Annotated in this window: 14 protein-coding genes; 6 read left to right on the forward strand and 8 right to left on the reverse strand. The window is 69.8% G+C overall.

What is annotated here, in order from left to right; all coding sequences use genetic code 11:
* Positions 1-13 precede the first annotated feature (13 nt).
* The 5 genes from OOJ91_RS30380 to OOJ91_RS30400 form a co-directional block, all read right to left on the reverse strand.
* A complete protein-coding gene (locus tag OOJ91_RS30380; protein ID WP_266251493.1) occupies positions 14-1219 on the reverse strand; it encodes an ROK family transcriptional regulator in 1206 nt (401 codons plus the stop codon).
* A gap of 170 nt (positions 1220-1389) precedes the next feature.
* Positions 1390-2493, reverse strand: coding sequence for a substrate-binding domain-containing protein (locus OOJ91_RS30385; protein ID WP_266250372.1), 1104 nt, complete (start codon positions 2491-2493; stop codon positions 1390-1392).
* A gap of 52 nt (positions 2494-2545) precedes the next feature.
* Positions 2546-3844 carry a multiple monosaccharide ABC transporter permease gene (gene mmsB, locus OOJ91_RS30390; protein WP_266250374.1) on the reverse strand — a complete coding sequence of 433 codons (1299 nt, stop codon included), beginning with the start codon at positions 3842-3844 and terminating at the stop codon, positions 2546-2548.
* On the reverse strand, positions 3841-5388 hold the full coding sequence (gene mmsA / locus OOJ91_RS30395; protein ID WP_266250376.1) for a multiple monosaccharide ABC transporter ATP-binding protein: 1548 nt from the start codon (positions 5386-5388) through the stop codon (positions 3841-3843). The genes mmsB and mmsA overlap by 4 nt, the downstream gene beginning before the upstream one ends.
* A 533-nt stretch (positions 5389-5921) precedes the next feature.
* Positions 5922-6314, reverse strand: a complete 393-nt coding sequence (locus OOJ91_RS30400) for a PPOX class F420-dependent oxidoreductase (RefSeq protein WP_266250377.1) — start codon at positions 6312-6314, stop codon at positions 5922-5924.
* A gap of 162 nt (positions 6315-6476) precedes the next feature.
* Here OOJ91_RS30400 and OOJ91_RS30405 point away from each other — a divergent pair, with 162 nt between their 5' ends.
* Both OOJ91_RS30405 and OOJ91_RS30410 read left to right on the forward strand, forming a co-directional pair.
* The gene (locus OOJ91_RS30405; RefSeq protein WP_266250379.1) at positions 6477-8225 is read left to right on the forward strand and encodes an ABC transporter ATP-binding protein/permease; all 1749 of its coding nucleotides are present in this window, start codon (positions 6477-6479) and stop codon (positions 8223-8225) included.
* A complete protein-coding gene (locus OOJ91_RS30410) occupies positions 8215-9663 on the forward strand; it encodes an aminotransferase class V-fold PLP-dependent enzyme (RefSeq protein WP_266250380.1) in 1449 nt (482 codons plus the stop codon). The genes OOJ91_RS30405 and OOJ91_RS30410 overlap by 11 nt, the downstream gene beginning before the upstream one ends.
* A 65-nt stretch (positions 9664-9728) precedes the next feature.
* Here the strand turns inward: OOJ91_RS30410 and OOJ91_RS30415 are convergent, their stop codons facing one another.
* Positions 9729-10127, reverse strand: coding sequence for a hypothetical protein (locus tag OOJ91_RS30415; protein ID WP_266250382.1), 399 nt, complete (start codon positions 10125-10127; stop codon positions 9729-9731).
* Between the two features lie 277 nt (positions 10128-10404).
* On the opposite strand from OOJ91_RS30415, the gene OOJ91_RS30420 reads away from it, so the two are divergent.
* The 4 genes from OOJ91_RS30420 to OOJ91_RS30435 all read left to right on the forward strand — a co-directional run bounded on the left by OOJ91_RS30420 (position 10405) and on the right by OOJ91_RS30435 (position 14584).
* Positions 10405-11661, forward strand: a complete 1257-nt coding sequence (locus tag OOJ91_RS30420; protein WP_266250383.1) for a family 16 glycosylhydrolase — start codon at positions 10405-10407, stop codon at positions 11659-11661.
* A 158-nt stretch (positions 11662-11819) separates the two neighbouring features.
* Positions 11820-12842 (forward strand): DUF4331 family protein, encoded by a 1023-nt coding sequence (locus OOJ91_RS30425; RefSeq protein ID WP_266250384.1) that lies wholly within the window; start codon positions 11820-11822, stop codon positions 12840-12842.
* Positions 12843-13014: 172 nt separating this feature from the next.
* Positions 13015-13563, forward strand: coding sequence for a hypothetical protein (locus OOJ91_RS30430; RefSeq protein WP_266250386.1), 549 nt, complete (start codon positions 13015-13017; stop codon positions 13561-13563).
* A gap of 16 nt (positions 13564-13579) precedes the next feature.
* Complete coding sequence (locus OOJ91_RS30435; protein ID WP_266250388.1) at positions 13580-14584, forward strand: hypothetical protein; 1005 nt, start codon at positions 13580-13582, stop codon at positions 14582-14584.
* A gap of 51 nt (positions 14585-14635) precedes the next feature.
* Here OOJ91_RS30435 and OOJ91_RS30440 read toward each other — a convergent pair whose 3' ends face one another.
* Both OOJ91_RS30440 and OOJ91_RS30445 read right to left on the reverse strand, forming a co-directional pair.
* Complete coding sequence (locus OOJ91_RS30440; protein WP_007457642.1) at positions 14636-14866, reverse strand: DUF2188 domain-containing protein; 231 nt, start codon at positions 14864-14866, stop codon at positions 14636-14638.
* Between the two features lie 72 nt (positions 14867-14938).
* Positions 14939-15598, reverse strand: coding sequence for a M23 family metallopeptidase (locus tag OOJ91_RS30445; protein ID WP_266251495.1), 660 nt, complete (start codon positions 15596-15598; stop codon positions 14939-14941).
* Positions 15599-15654: the final 56 nt, after the last annotated feature.

Raw genomic sequence — 15654 nt, forward strand, 5'->3', positions numbered from 1 at the left:
GGCGCAGCGCGGGCTACGCGGGCGCGGTGGCCTCGGGCTGGCCCGCGACGCCGACGTTGAGCGGGTCGGCCAGGAGCTTGTCGAACGCCAGCTCGGCGGCGCCGATCAGAACGGCGTCGCGGCCGAGCGCCGCCGCCCGCAGGCGGAGGTGCTCGCGGGAGGCCGGCAGGGGCATGGCGTCCAGCCGCCGCCGCACCGTGTCCGCACCGGCGATGAAGATGTCGCGCAGCGAGCCACCGAACACCACGGCGTCGGGATTGACCACGTTCACCAGGTTGGCCACGCCGAAGCCGAGCCAGTCGGCGACCTGCTCGACGGCCTGGAGGGCGGCCGGATCGCCGTCCGCCGCCGCGCGCAGCACCTCGGTCACGGCGGCACGGTCGTCGGGGTCGCGCCCGGCGTGCCGCAGCAGCGCGGCTTCACCGATCTCGGTCTCCCAGCAGCCACGTGAGCCGCAGCCGCACGCCCGGCCGTTCGGGTTGACGACCATGTGGCCGACCTTGCCGCTGTGGCCCCGGTGGCCGATCATCAACCGGCCACCGACCACGATGCCGGCGCTGATGCCCAGGTCGCCGTGCAGGTAGATGAGGTCGTCGATACCGGGGGCCACGCCCCGGATGTGCTCGGCCAGGCCCGCGATGTCGGCGAGGTCGCCGGCCACGAACCCCGGGCCGGCGGTGAGTTCGGCTTCGAGCGCCACGCTGAGGCCCTCGTCGACGCCGACGATCCGGAGCCTGCCGTCCGCGTCGCGGGTGGTGTCGGTGACGGCGACCGCGCCGCCGACCAGGAGCGCGTCGGGGGCGACACTTCGTTCCATGTCGCGGACGAGTTCGGCCAGCGGGCCGACGGCGTCGACCGCCGACATGCCACCGGGACGGGCGACCTCGCGCAGGTCGAGGATGCGACCGCCGAGGCCGACCCGCGCCGCGCGCAGGCGGTCAGCGTCGATGCTGAGGGCGTGCGCGTAGACCCGGTCGGAGCGGGGGCTGACCACGAGGGAGGGACGGCCGGCACGCCGGGCGGTGGTCGGCGCCTCCTCCGTGACGAGGCCGCTCGCGGTCAGGTCGGCGGCGAGCGCGCCGATGGTGCTGCGGTTGAGGCCGAGACGGCTGGTCAGCTCGGCCCGGGACGTCGGCCCGTGCAGGTGCACGTAGCGCAGCACGGCGCCGAGGTTCTGCCGCCGGATCTCCTCCTGGCTCGCGCCGGGGACCGGGGGCAGCGGGGATTCGGGGTTACGGCCGGCCCCGGCTGGCCTGGACCGTACGGGTGTCTCCACGGTCAGACCTCCTTAAAGGATCGGTGCCGGGTGGGCGAGGAGGCACGGACGACGATGGGTCCCGGAAGAGGAGATCCGGGACCCATCGGCGTTGCTGCCTACCGTGTGCGTGATTACTTGGTGAGCGGCGCGAGCTTCGGGTCGTTCGCGTACGCCTCGGCCGCGTTCGCCTTGGTGACGGCGACCGGCGGGAGCAGGAACGTGTCGACGACCTTGCTGCCGTTGTTGTACGACTTGGTGTCGTTCACCTGCGGGGTGTTACCGGCCTGGAGAGCCTTGACCATGTTGATGGTCTCCTTCACCAGGTTGCGGGTGTCCTTGTTGATCGTCATGTACTGCTCGCCCTTGACGATCGACTTGACCGACTCCACCTCGGAGTCCTGGCCGGTGACGATCGGGGTCGTCTTGCCGGCGCCCTTGACCGAGGTCAGGATGGCGCGGGCCAGGGTGTCGTTCGGGGAGAGGACGCCGTCCAGCTCCTTGCTGCCGTAGGTCGAGGTCAGCAGCTGGTCCATGCGGGCCTGCGCACCCTCGGCCTTCCAGCCCTGGATGGCGGTCTGCTTGACGTCCTTCTGACCCGAGGCGACGACGACGTTGCCCTTGTCGATCTCCGGCTTGAGCACGCTCATCGCGCCGTCGAAGAAGACACCGGCGTTGTTGTCGTCCGGCGAGCCGGAGAACAGCTCGATGTTGTACGGGCCGTTCGGCTTCTTGGCCTTCATGCCGTCCAGCAGGGCCTGGCCCTGGAGCTGGCCGACCTTGAAGTTGTCGAACGCGACGTAGTAGTCGAGGTCCGGCGTGTTCTTGATCAGACGGTCGTACGCGATGACCTTCACGCCGGCCTGGTGGGCCGCGGCGACCTGGGTCGACAGCTGCGCGGCGTCGGTCGCGCCGATGACGATGACCTTGGCGCCCTTGGTGACCATGGCGGTGATCTGGGCCTGCTGGTCGGCGACAGTGGTCGACGCGCCGGCGTACTGCACGTCACCCTGGAAGCCGGCCTCCTTGAGGCCGTTGGTGAACAGGTCACCGGCGAGAACCCAGTTCTCGGAGGTCTTGGCCGGCAGGGCGACACCGATCAGGGAGTTCGCCGCGAAGCCCTTGGCCTCGCCGCCGGAGCTGCCGGAGTCGCCGTCGCGGCCGGAGCCGCAGCCAGCGAGGGCCAGCATGGCGGCGGCGCCGACAGCGACCACCGACGTGCCGAAGAATTTACGCATGGTGAGGACTTGCCTTTCTGGAAGTGGAACGGGGTGGAGAGGTCGGTGACCGTCAGCCGGACACCGCTGCCTTGGCGGGCTCGCGCTCCGCGTCCGGCGGTGAGGCGGGTGGGACGGAGTCGTCGCGGCGGAACGGCCGCATCAGGCTCCCGATGATGGAGAAGCGCCCCTGGCTCTTGTTGTAGACGTCGATCGCGACGGCCAGCAGCAGGACCAGGCCCTTGATGATCTGGACCTTGTCGGTGCCCACACCTTCGAGCTGGAGGCCGTTGTTGAGCACGGCCATGACGAGACCACCGACGATCGAGCCGCTGATGGTGCCGATGCCGCCGGCGACGGCCGCGCCACCGATGAAGACCGCGGCGATGGCGTCCAGCTCCCAACCGTTGCCGTCCTGCGGACCGGAGGCCGCCGAACGGGCCACGAAGATCATGCCGGCCAGCGCGGCCAGGACGGACATGTTCATCATGACGAAGAAGTTGACCCGCTTGAGCTTCACGCCGGACAGCTCGGCCGCCCGGGCGTTGCCGCCCACCGCGTAGATGTGCCGGCCACCGGCCGTGTTGCGGGTGTAGAAGGAGTACGCGATCACCAGCAGCAGCAGGATGATCCCGGAGATCGGGAAGCTGGTGCCGACTCGACCGCTGGCGAAGCGCAGCGCCGCGAAGGCGATCACGCCGACCATGACGGCCATCCGCAGGACCGAGATCCACATGGGCGCCGGGTCGGCGTCCATGGCCCGACGGGTCTTACGGGCCTGGAGCTCGCGCCACACCACTGCCACCGCGGCGGCCAGGCCGAGCAGCAGCGTCGCGTTGTTGTAGCCGGTGTCCGGCCCGAACTCGGGCAGGAACCCGGAGCCGATGTCCCGGAAGCCCTCCGGCACCGGAATGCTCTGCGCGTTGCCGATGAACTGGTTGCCACCGCGGAAGAGCAGCATGCCGGCCAGGGTGACGATGAACGCCGGCACCCCGATGTAGGCCACCCAGAACCCCTGCCAGGCGCCGATCGCCGCGCCGATGGCGAGGCCGAACACGATGGCGGCGGGCCACGGCAGGTCCCACTCGGTCATCGACTTGGCGACAAGGATGCCGGTGAAGGCCGCCACCGAGCCGACCGACAGGTCGATGTGCCCGGCGACGATCACCATGAGCATGCCGATGGCCAGGATCAGGATGTACGAGTTCTGCTGGAACAGCGCGATCAGATTGTCCGAGCGCAGCGTCAGCCCGTTGGTCCAGATCTGGAAGATCAGGACGATCGCCACCAGGGTGAAGATCATCCCGAACTGGCGCGCGTTGGAGGTCGTACCTCCAAACAGATTCTTCTGAAGGTCCTTGATACGGCTCATCGGGAGGCCAACTTCTTCGTCGAGGTCATCTGCTTCATGAGGTTTTCCGGGGTGGCGTCCGCCCGGGCGATCTCGCCCGTGATGGCGCCTTCGAACACGGTGTAGATGCGGTCGCAGAGCCCGATCAGCTCAGGGAGCTCCGAGGAGATGACGATGACGCCCTTCCCCTGGTCGGCGAGCCGCTGGATGATGCCGTAGATCTCGTACTTGGCGCCCACGTCGATGCCGCGCGTCGGCTCGTCGAGGATCAGCAGGTCCGGGTCGGTGAACATCCACTTGGCCAGGACGACCTTCTGCTGGTTGCCGCCGGAGAGCTTGGAGACGCTCTCGTCGACAGTCGGGGCCTTGGTCCGCAACTCCTTGCGGTACCACTCGGCAGCCTGGTACTCCTCGACCTCGTCCAGGACGCCGCGGTGGGAGATCTTGGACAGCTTGGCGGCCACCGTCGACGACTTGATGTCGTCGAGCAGGTTGAGGCCGATCGCCTTGCGGTCCTCGCTGACGTACGCGAGCCCGTTGTCGATCGCGTCCGCGACCGACTTCAGGACGATCTCCTTGCCGTCCTTGATGATCGTGCCCGACTCGAAGACCCCGTAGGAGCGGCCGAAGATGCTCATCGCGAGTTCCGTGCGGCCGGCGCCCATCAGACCGGCGAAGCCGACGATCTCGCCACGACGCACCACGAAGCTCTCGTTCTTGCAGACCTGGCGCTCGGCGGAGATCGGGTGCCGGACGTTCCAGTCGCGGACCTCGAAGAAGACCTCACCGATCTTCGGAGTGTGGTCCGGGAACCGGCTGCCCAGCTCGCGTCCGACCATGCCCCGCACGATCCGGTCCTCGTCGACCCCGTCCGCCTTGACGTCGAGGGTCTCCACGGTCCGGCCGTCGCGCAGGATGGTGATCTGGTCGGCGATCGCCTCGATCTCGTTCAGCTTGTGCGAGATCATGATCGAGGTGATGCCGCGCGAGCGGAACCCACGCAGCAGGTCCAGCAGGTGCTTGGAGTCCGCCTCGTTCAGCGCCGCCGTCGGCTCGTCCAGGATGAGCAGCTTCACGTCCTTGGCGAACGCCTTGGCGATCTCCACGAGCTGCTGCTTGCCGACACCGATGTCCTTGATCAGGGTGTCCGGGTCCTCCTGGAGACCGACCCGGGCCATCAGGTCCAGCGCCATCCGGTTCGCGGCCTTCCAGTCGATCGCGCCGTGCTTGCGCGGCTCGTTGCCGAGGAAGATGTTCTCGGCGATCGACATGCCCGGGATGAGCGCGAGCTCCTGGTGGATGATCACGATTCCGGCGTTCTCACTGGCCCGGATGTCGGAGAACCTGCTCTCCGACCCCTGGTAGATGATCTGGCCGTCGTAGCTTCCGTACGGGTAGACACCGCTGAGGACCTTCATCAGCGTGGACTTGCCCGCACCATTCTCGCCGCAGATGGCATGGATCTCGCCGGCGCGAACCACCAGGTTGACGTCGGAGAGGGCCTTGACTCCGGGAAACTCCTTGGTGATGGAGCGCATCTCAAGGAGGGTGGGCACGTCGTTCATCGCTCGTACCACCTCGCCAACGTCATCGTTGCCTCCGGAAGGTTGAACCTTCACTTGGTTTTGTTGTTGACGGCAACGTATTGCGGCGAAGAGGCCATCCGCAAGGCGAGAGCCTGTTGAAAATGTAACAATCCGGCAATATAGACGAAGCAGAGTATTCGCCCGTCACAGCCGCCCCCGCGACCCCTCCTGGCACGATCGCCTGTCCGTGGCAACGTTGTCAAATGCGGGATCACGGGATGATCAGCTCCGGTCGCTGCCACCAGGCCCGTCACCAGGCACGATCCGGGACAGCGGGACGAAAGAAAGTCTACCCGCGAGTACGAAACTATCGGCGGATCTTGATCAAGCCGCGATACCAGCACCCCGTCGAGGGCCCGACGACCACCCTCGGCCGCCGGTGTGACCCACGCCTCTCCGAGCCGAACGTATCGACAACTGCCATCTGGTCACGTCCACCACCAGCGGACCGGTCGGCGACCTAACGTCCCTTAAGTGCGGATCGGACCCCACGGGCCCGATGCCCGGGCCGGTCAGCCCATCGAGCGGACCCGGTCGGCCTCGATGACGAGGATGACCCGAACCTGGTCGCGGCCGCCGAACCAGGGGTAGGGCCCGCCGAGGTAGCGCTGGGCCAGCCGCTCGATGTGCGCGGCCGCGCCCTCGGTGCGCCTGTCGACCACCCGACCCCGCACCTCGTGGTAGCGGCCCGGCTTGTCCGGGTCGGAGATCGCCACGGCGACCCGGGGGTCCCGCCGGACGTTGCGCGTCTTCTGGTGGGTCTCCACCGTGTTGATCAGGACGTGCGTGCCGTCGGTGTCCACCCACGTCTGGGTGAGCTGCGGCGAGCCGTCCGGCATCAGCGTCGTCACGTAGCAGGTGCTCGGCGCGCGCAGCAGCGCGAGCAGGTCGTCGGGCAGGTTCACGTGCCAGTCCTTCTTCGGTGGCGTCCAACCCGGTGCTGGTCGCCACCGACAACGGTCGCACGTCGTGATCGAGGGCCCCGGCGGCACCCCCGGCGCGACGTAGCATCGGCGAGGCACGATGTCAGGCGCACCACGTCACCGACCGGATCGGGCACCTTCGACATGACGACCGAGCAGACCGCCGCACCATCGCGTACCGGCGTCGCCATCGTGGCCGACGGCCTGGGCCAGAGTGTCCGAGGTGGACAGCGCATCCTGGACGACATCTCGCTGACCGTCGCGCCGGGCGAGCTGGTCGCGATCATCGGGGTCAGCGGCGCCGGCAAGACCACCCTGCTGGAGACGCTGGCCGGCGTCCGCCGACCGGCGGCGGGCACCCTGGCGTACGACGGCAGCGCCGCGCCCGAAGCGGTCGGCTTCGTCCCGCAGGACGACATCATCCACCGCGAGCTACCGCTGGCGCGCACCCTGCACTACGCGGCGTGGCTGCGCCTGCCCTCCGGGACCGGCTCGGCCGAGGCGTCCCGTCGGGTCGCCGAGGTGCTCGCCGACCTGCGGCTCACCGAGCGGGCCGACGTGCCGGTGGGCCGCCTCAGCGGAGGTGAGCGCAAGCGCGCCAGCATCGCCGTCGAGCTGCTGACCCGACCCGGCGTGTTCTTCCTCGACGAGCCCACCTCCGGGCTGGACCCGGCGATCGCCGTGGAGCTGCTCCGGGTGCTGCGTACCCTCGCCGACGCCGGAACCACAGTCGTGCTCACCACCCACCAGGTCACCGACGTGGACCGTTGCGACCGGGTCGTCGTGCTGACCCGCCAGGGCCGGTTGGCGTACGCCGGCACGCCCGCCGCCGCCCGGGAGTTCTTCGGCCTGCGCTCTCTCGCGGAGGTGCACCTGCGGCTCGACGAGGAGTCCGACCCGGCCGGGTGGCCCGAGCGCTTCGCCGCGTACCGCGACGCGGACCCGTCCGACGCCACTGTCGACCCGGCTGCCGCGGACCCGCCCGCCTCGGGGAACGGCCCGGGAGCGACGGACCACCCGGGCGGGACGGTCGGCCCGGGCGGGACTGGTCGGCGGCGGGTCGGTCGGTTGCGCCAGTGGCTGGTCCTGGCCGGGCGCAACGCGGAGATCGTCGCCCGCAACCGGCTGACGCTGGCGATCCTGCTCGGCTCGCCCCTCATGGTGCTCGGCATGTTCGCGCTGCTGTTCCGCCCCGGCGCCTTCGACCCGGCCGACCCCCGCCCGACCGTCACCGTGATGATCCTGTTCTGGATCGCATTCGGCGGCTTCTTCTTCGGGTTGACCTACGGGCTGCTCCAGATCTGCACGGAGTTGCCGATCCTGCGTCGGGAGCGGCTGGCGGGTGTCCGTCTGCTGCCGTACCTGCTGGCGAAGGTCGCGGTGCTGCTGCCGCTGCTCGCCGTGGTGGACCTGGCCCTGCTCGGGGTGCTGCGCGGCATGGACCGGCTGCCCCCGGTCAACGGCGGCGACTTCGCCGCCCTGTACGCGACCCTGCTGCTCTCCTCGGCGGCCGCGCTCGCGCTCGGCCTGCTCTGCTCGGCGGCCGTCTCCGACGCCGCCCAGGCGACGCTCATGCTGCCGATGCTGTGCTTCCCGCAGGTGCTGTTCGTCGGGGCGATCCTGCCGGTGCCGGCCATGGCGGCCGGCGGGCGGTGGCTCAGCTACGCGATGTCGAACCGGTGGGCGTTCGAGGGGTTGGGGCACATCGCAGGCGTGGAAGGGCTGTGGCGCGACGGCGGCTCACCGCTCGGCCCGCCGCTGCTGCAGACGTACGGCGACAGCTTCTCCCGGCCGGTCTGGGTCGACTGGCTGGTGCTCGGCGGGTTCGTGCTGCTCTTCCTCGCCGCGACCTGGGCGGTGCTGGTGCGCCGGGAGGCCCGTCGTGCGTCCTGAGCAGACCCCGGCGGCCTCCCCGGTGACCCTGCCCGGGTACGCCGGCACCGCCCGGATCGACGAGCTGCGCGCCACCGAGTACCGGCACCTCGACAGGCACGGCCAGGTCTACCTCGACTACGCAGGCAGCGGGGTGACCGCGCAGGCCCAGGTGCGGGCGCACCACGACCGACTGCTGTCCGGCCTCTACGGCAACCCGCACTCGGAGAGCCCCACCAGCGCGGCGGCCGGGTCGCTTGTCGAGTCGACCCGGCGGGCGGTGCTCGACTTCTTCCACGCCGACCCGGCCGAGTACGCGGTGGTCTTCACCCCGAACGCCAGCGGCGCCTGTCGGCTGGTCGGCGAGGCGTACGACTTCGGCCAGGTCGCGCCGTTCGCGTTGACCTGGGACAACCACAACTCGGTAAACGGCATCCGGGAGTACGCCCGGGCGGCCGGCGCCCCGGTGCGGTACGTACCGCTGAGCGGGCCGGAGCTGCGGGTCGCCGAGTCCGACCTGGTCACGGTGCTCGACGCCGAGCGGCGGGGGCCCTCCGGTCGCCGTGGACTGTTCGCGTACCCGGCGCAGAGCAACTTCTCCGGCGTGCAGCACCCGCTGGACTGGGTCGAGCTGGCGCACCGGCACGGCTACGACGTACTGCTCGACGCCGCCGCGTTCGCCGCGACGAACCGGCTGGATCTGCGCTCCGTTCGACCCGACTTCGTCTGCCTGAGCTGGTACAAGCTCTTCGGCTACCCGACTGGCGTCGGCGCGCTGCTGGCCCGCCGCGACGCGCTGGCCCGGCTGCGCCGGCCGTGGTTCGCCGGCGGCACCATCCGCGCGGTGAGCGTGCAGGGCGACTGGCACCGCTCGATGGACGACGAGTCGGCGTTCGAGGACGGCACCCTCAACTTCCTGAGCATCCCGGACGTGGAATTCGGACTGCGGTGGCTCGACTCGATAGGCGTGGACCTCGTGCACACCCGGGTCGGGCTGCTCACCGAGTGGCTGCTGGGCCGCCTGACCACGCTGCGGCACCGCAGCGGCGAACCGTTGGTGCGGGTGTACGGGCCGACGACGGGCGTGGGTCGGGGAGGCACCGTGACGTTCAACGTCCTGCGCCCGGACGGCGCCCCGGTCGACGAGCGGCTCGTCGCGCGCGAGTCCGCCGCGGCCGGCTTCTCGCTGCGGACCGGCTGCTTCTGCAACCCGGGCGCCGGCGAGGGCGCGTTCGAGATCAGCGAGACCTCGTTGCGGCGCGGGCTGCTCGCGCGTGTCGACACGATCGACGAATATCTCGGCGCGCTGCGGTTGCCGACCGGCGGCGCGGTCCGGGTCTCGTTCGGCCTGGCCTCGAACGCCTCCGACGCGGAACGCTTCCTCGCCTTCGTCGAGGCGTCCTACCTCGACCGGGACGTCAGCGCCGCACCGCCGCTGCCTCCCCGCCTGCGCTGCTGACGCGCCCGGGCCCCGCACTGCTGACGCACGCGCCAGACGGCCCGCGCCGCTGACGTGCCAGGGGGCTAGACGGCCTGCGCCACCGATGCCGGGCGGTGCTTGATCTCCTCCATGAACGCGAACCGGGCGGTCAGCTCGGCGAGCGTCAGCCCGGACCGCCAGGCCGAGGCCACCTGGGCGACCTGGACGAGGTCCATGCAGTCGCCGCGTGCGAGAACCTCCTCCGCCGCCCGGATGTCGATCATGAAGTATCGGGCCTGCGAGCCCAGCCCGACGCAGACCACACCCTGCTCGGAGTGCAGCTCGGCGCAGGTGAAGCGGCCGCGCCCCTGCTCGGGGGCCGTCACCCGCCCGACGTCGAGCTGGTGACGGGCAGCGGTCTCGATGAGCGCGGGGGCGAGGCCACCCCGCTCGACCAGGTCCGGGTAGAGGCGCACACCCAACGCCGCCGACGCGTCGCTCATGACTGACTCCCACTTCCTTGTGACAGAGACCAGCAGTACGCAGGTTACGGGGAGGTTTCCTGCGAACCTCGTCATCCTGTCCCGCGTGGACGCTCCACGGCAATAGGAAGGGTCGATTCGACAGCTATCGAGGGGTGTGATCCGCCGGTAACGGACCGTGGCCGCACTGGAAACACTCTTGACAGAAACCCGTTAAATCGACATGCTTCGTTATAGAGAGCGCTCTCTGTCTCTCCGGCGCCGCCACCTCCGCCACCTGCCCGCTGAGGAGCCTCCCGTGTTCACAGCCCGTCCCGCACGCCGCCTGCGGCCCCTCGCCCTCGCGGCGGTCGCCCTCGTCACCACCCTCGCCTCCCTCACCCTCCCGGGCCAGTCCGACCGGGCCGAGGCCGCCATCGGCCCGATCACCTGGCAGGACGAGTTCAATGCCCCGGCCGGCACACCCGTCGACCAGAGCAGATGGCGCTTCGACACCGGCGGTGGCGGCTGGGGCAACAACGAGCGGCAGTACTACACGAACAGCACCAGCAACGCGGTGCACGACGGCCAGGGCAACCTCGTCATCACCGCCCGCCGGGAGAACCCGGCCAACTACCAGTGCCACTACGGTCGCTGCGAGTACACCTCGGCGCGGCTGCTGACGGCGGCGACCTTCACCCAGACGTACGGCCGCTTCGAGGCGCGCATCAAGATCCCGCGCGGCCAGGGCATCTGGCCGGCGTTCTGGATGCTCGGCACCGGCGGCGGATGGCCCGACGCCGGCGAGATCGACGTCATGGAGAACATCGGCCGAGAGCCGAACACCGTCTACGGCACGGTGCACGGGCCCGGCTATTCCGGCGCCGGCGGCATCACCGGCAGCCGGAGCATCGGCAGCCCGCTCGCCGACGGCTTCCACGACTACCGGGTGGACTGGGAGCCGAACGCCATCACCTGGTACCTGGACGGAGTGCAGTACCACCGGGTCGACCCCGCCCGCCTCGGCGGCAACAGGTGGGTGTTCGACCACCCGTTCTTCATGATCCTCAACGTGGCGGTCGGCGGCAACTGGCCCGGCTACCCGGACGGCTCCACCCAGTTCCCCCAGCAAATGCTCGTCGACTACGTCCGGGTGTCGAGCTACACCTCCGGCGGCGGCGACCCGGCGCCCGGCACCACCCGGATCAGGGGGGCGCAGAGCGGGCGCTGCGTCGACATCCCGAGCGCCAACCCGGTCGAGGGAGCCAAGCTGCAGATCTGGGACTGCAACACGACCGCGGCGCAGGCGTGGACGTTCGCCTCCGACGGCACCGTCCGCGCGATGGGCAAGTGCATGGATCCGGCCTGGGCCGGCACCGCCAACGGCACCGAGGTCAACCTGGTGAGCTGCAACGGCAATCCGGCCCAGCGCTTCACCCTCAACAGCGCGGGCGACCTGGTCAACCTCAGCGCCAACAAGTGCGTGGACGTGCGGGACGCCAACCCCAACAACGGCGGCAAGCTGCACCTGTGGGACTGCCTCGGAGCGGCCAACCAGAAGTGGTCCCGCTTCTGACGAGACCGGCACGCGGCGGTGGGCCGTCCGGGCAGAGCCTCGGACGGCCCACCGCCGCGTGCGTATTGGGCAGCCCGATTCGGTCGATGAACCAGGTAGCCGCGTCACGCCCGCTATGTTCGGTTTAATCCGGATACAGCCGTTACGGGAGTGAGCCCATGTCACACCACCTCGATACGCCCCTCGCCGCCCAGGGCGGCCAGCTCTACATCGACGACCTGTACGTCTTCAACGGCGACCGCGCCACGGTGTTCGTCATGGACGTCAACAGCTCGGTGACCAAGGCCGACATCAAGCGCGGCTTCCACGCGGAGGCCCGCTACGAGTTCAAGATCCACTTCAACGGCTCGGACCTGGAGGAGCTGACCTACCGATTCGCCTTCGGCGAGCCGGACGGCAACGCCACGCAGACCCTCGAGCTGTACGAACTCACCGGCGCGGACGCCCGCGACGACGCCGCGATGGGCACTCCCATCGCCCAGGGCAGGACCGGCGAGATGACGACCGGGCAGCGCGTCCGGATCTGGGCGGGCCGGATCACCGACCCGTTCTACATCGACCTCGACGAGCTCGCCACGATCAACGGCGCGGTCAAGAACGGCGCGCGTGTGGACCGCTCGGCGTGGCGGGTCGACCAGGCCAAGAACAGCTTCGCCGGCACCACTGTCGAGTCGATCGTGCTGGAGGTCTCCCACGACGAACCGCTGCTGCGCGAGGGCACCGAGATCGGCGTCTGGTGTCGGACCCTGCTGGCCACCGACGCGGGCGGGTGGCGGCAGATCAACCGCGCGGGCCACCCCATGATGTGGCCCGTCTTCTGGCCGCACGACACCGACTTCTCGGACCCGGCGAACTTCCGACACCCCAGCCAGGACCTCCCCGAGGACGGAGAGGAGATCGCCAAGGCGGTCGCCGGGGTCGTCGCGGCGAACGGCACCGCGCCGGACCCGCAGGCGTACGGCTGGAGCGTCGCCCGGACGCTCTACCCGGACGTGCTGTCGTACACGGTCGGCACGGCCGCCAACTACGGCTTCGCTGTGCACAACGGCCGCACCATGGCCGACAACGCGCCCGAGGTGATGTTCTCCCTGGTCCTCAACACCGGCACCACCTCGGGTCTCACACCCGATGTCACGAAGGCCGCGCGCGCCGACGGCTTCCCGTACGTCGTCCCAGCCTGACGGTCGGGGACGCGACGGAGCAGGCGTCGGCAGCCGCCCTCGCCACCCCGGCGACTCGGAGTCGCGGCGCTCTCCGTAGGACGAAAAGAGCAGTTTCGTCCGTTTTAGGCGTTCGTGCATGCATAACCTTTGTTCCGGGCCCAATGGGGGTTTTCAGGATGAAGGAGACTTGATGCGAAGGAAACTTCTCGCCGCCGGCCTGGCCGGTATCGCCGCAGCCGTGGCCCTCGCCGGGCCAGCCGCCGCGGACACTACGGGCGACACGATCGTGACCCTCACCGTCAACGCCGCCGGCGGTCTCTCGATCACGGTGCCGGCCACGGCGAACATCGGAAACGGCGTGGAGGGCACGACCGTCTCCGGCCAACTGGGTCCGGTCACCGTGCTGGACCAACGGGGGTCGCTCACCCCGAACTGGACCGCCACCGTGGTCTCCACCGACTTCGTCAGCGGCGGTGGCACCTCCGGGGAGACGATCCCGGCCATCAACGTCCTGTATTGGTCGGGCCCCACGACCGGAACGGCCGGCGGCGGTACCTTCACGCCGGGACAGCCGACCGCAGCCCAGGCCGTGATCATCAACGTTCCGCGGACGGCGTTCAGCCACACGGGTGGCACCGGCAACAACTTCGCGAGCTGGAATCCCACGCTGCAGGTGAACATCCCGGATGGCACCGTCGAGGGCACCTACACCGGGACGGTGACACATTCGGTGGTCTGAGCCGCTCGGCCGGCTGGTGCTGCTGGCCTCGGTCGCTCTCGTAGCGGTCGGGGCGTCGGCGGCACCAGCCGTTGCCGCGCGGGAGCAGCGGTACGAACCTGGGGACGATCCCGCCGCGATCAACCTTCGACTGCTGGACATCCCCGCCGCCCGGGCCGAGGATCCCCGCGCCCGGGTCTACATCATCGACCACCTCAAGCCGGGCGCGACGATCAGCCGCCGGGTCGAGGTGCGCAACGATTCCCCGGCGACGCAGAAGATCGAGCTCTACGCCGGGGCGGCCTCGGTCGAGAACGACGGCTTCACCGTGCCCGATGACCGCACCGGCAACGACCTCAGCGGCTGGATCAGACTGAAGACGGCCGCCATCGAGCTCGCCCCGGGCGAACGTGACTCGGTCGCGGTGGAGATCGCCGTCCCGAAGAAGGCGTCCAGGGGCGAGCGGTACGCCGCCATCTGGGCGCAGGTGACAAGCGGGTCGAAGCAGAGCGGCAACGTGGTGCAGGTGCACCGAGTGGGTATCCGCGTCTATCTCGACGTCGGTCCGGGCGGCGAGCCACCGACGGACTTTCGCATCGGTGACCTGGCAGCCGAGCGCGGGATCGGCGAGTTTCCGGTGGTCACCGCGAATGTCACCAACACCGGTGAACGTGCGCTGGACATGACCGGACGCCTGACGATGAGCAAGGGAGCGGTCCAGGCCGGGCCGTTCAAGGTCACCAACGGCCTGACGATCCTGCCCGGCCAGAGCGGCAAGGTCCGCATCGAGGTCAACCAGGCCCTGCCCGCAGGCGTCTGGGACGTACAGGTGCTCCTCGCCAGCGGGCTTGTGGAACGGAAGGCGGAGGGACGGATCACCCTGCCCGTCGCGGCACCGATGGCGGTGGAGGAGTCCCCGAGGGGGGTCTGGCTCGCCTACGCGACAGGCATCGCGGCACTGCTGGTGCTCGTCGTACTGGTCGGCTGGTATCTCGCCCGCCGACAACCGACACGTCTCACGCCGGGTCGCCGGTTGGGTTGACGCGGACTGACCTCGCCGGCGCGGCCGGGGAGGTCAGTCCGCCGAAGGCTGTCAGCCCGCGATGTCCCGCGGGTCGCGGCTGCGCGGGTACGTGTTCTTCTCACCGATCGTGCCGTCCTGCTTCTTGATCACGTGCTCGACGCCCCGGTCGGCCGCCATCTCACGACCCTGCGCCTGCGCATCGGCTTTGGAGTCGTGCGTGCTGCTGGCCCGGTCGTTGCCCTCCGGGCGGTTCTTCCACTGCCCGTCTTCCTGGTACGTGTCGACGTCACCCTTGACCATCGCCCACTCCTCCCCTGCGGCTGAACTGTCAACCGTTCAGTGCCCAGAGTGGTGGTGGGCAAACCGCCGTCCTCAGGAGACGACCGGGCAGTTGTTGCTCGTCCGCCTGACCGTGTACTCGCGATCGTCTGTGGTGATGCCCGACGCCGTACCGTCGAAGTGGGTCTCGACCTTGTCCCAGCCGCGGCGCTGCTCGTAGTGCAGGTGCGGCGCGCCCGAGTCGCCGGTGCTGCCGAGCCGACCGATCTGCTCGCCCTGGGCGACCCGCTGGCCGGCCTTGACCAGCGGCGGTTCGAGCATGTGCAGGTACTGCGTCTCCCACTTCCCGCCGTGGTCGATCTTCACCCAGTAGCCGCCACCGCGACCTCGCGGGCCTTCCGGATTCTCCGGTGTACGTCCACCCAGCGAACCGTTGATGCCCGCCACGGTGACCGTGCCGGCCCCGGAGGCGAGCACCGGGCGCCCCCACGCCTCGCCCTCGATGGGAAACAGATCGACGTCGAAGTCGTCATGGCCGGGGTACGTGCCGAGCTGCCACGTCTCGCCACAGGAGACGGGGAGCTGGAACAGCGGACGGGGACCTGCCGGCCGCAGCAACGGCACGACGACCACGGCCACGCCGACGACTGCCGCCGTCACGACGAGCGCGAGGAGAACGGGGATCGCCCGGCTGCGGGTGCGGCGGTGGCTGGGGGCTGTGGTGGGGCGGCCGGTCGTCACCGGCCCGAGCATGGCAGACGCCGGCAACGCCACGACCGCGGGCTGTACCGAGGGGGTGACATTGCAGT

Source organism: Micromonospora lupini, assembly GCF_026342015.1.
GTDB classification, from domain to species: Bacteria; Actinomycetota; Actinomycetes; order Mycobacteriales; family Micromonosporaceae; genus Micromonospora; species Micromonospora lupini_B.

Excerpts from the sequence above, each read along its gene's own strand:
- OOJ91_RS30415 (WP_266250382.1), bottom strand. The coding sequence starts at position 10,127 with ATGAGCGACGCGTCGGCGGCGTTGGGTGTGCGCCTCTACCCGGACCTG.
- mmsB (WP_266250374.1), bottom strand. The coding sequence starts at position 3,844 with ATGAGCCGTATCAAGGACCTTCAGAAGAATCTGTTTGGAGGTACGACC.
- OOJ91_RS30425 (WP_266250384.1), top strand. The coding sequence starts at position 11,820 with ATGTCACACCACCTCGATACGCCCCTCGCCGCCCAGGGCGGCCAGCTC.
- OOJ91_RS30430 (WP_266250386.1), top strand. The coding sequence starts at position 13,015 with ATGCGAAGGAAACTTCTCGCCGCCGGCCTGGCCGGTATCGCCGCAGCC.
- OOJ91_RS30385 (WP_266250372.1), bottom strand. The coding sequence starts at position 2,493 with ATGCGTAAATTCTTCGGCACGTCGGTGGTCGCTGTCGGCGCCGCCGCC.
- OOJ91_RS30440 (WP_007457642.1), bottom strand. The coding sequence starts at position 14,866 with ATGGTCAAGGGTGACGTCGACACGTACCAGGAAGACGGGCAGTGGAAG.
- OOJ91_RS30445 (WP_266251495.1), bottom strand. The coding sequence starts at position 15,598 with ATGCTCGGGCCGGTGACGACCGGCCGCCCCACCACAGCCCCCAGCCAC.
- mmsA (WP_266250376.1), bottom strand. The coding sequence starts at position 5,388 with ATGAACGACGTGCCCACCCTCCTTGAGATGCGCTCCATCACCAAGGAG.
- OOJ91_RS30405 (WP_266250379.1), top strand. The coding sequence starts at position 6,477 with ATGACGACCGAGCAGACCGCCGCACCATCGCGTACCGGCGTCGCCATC.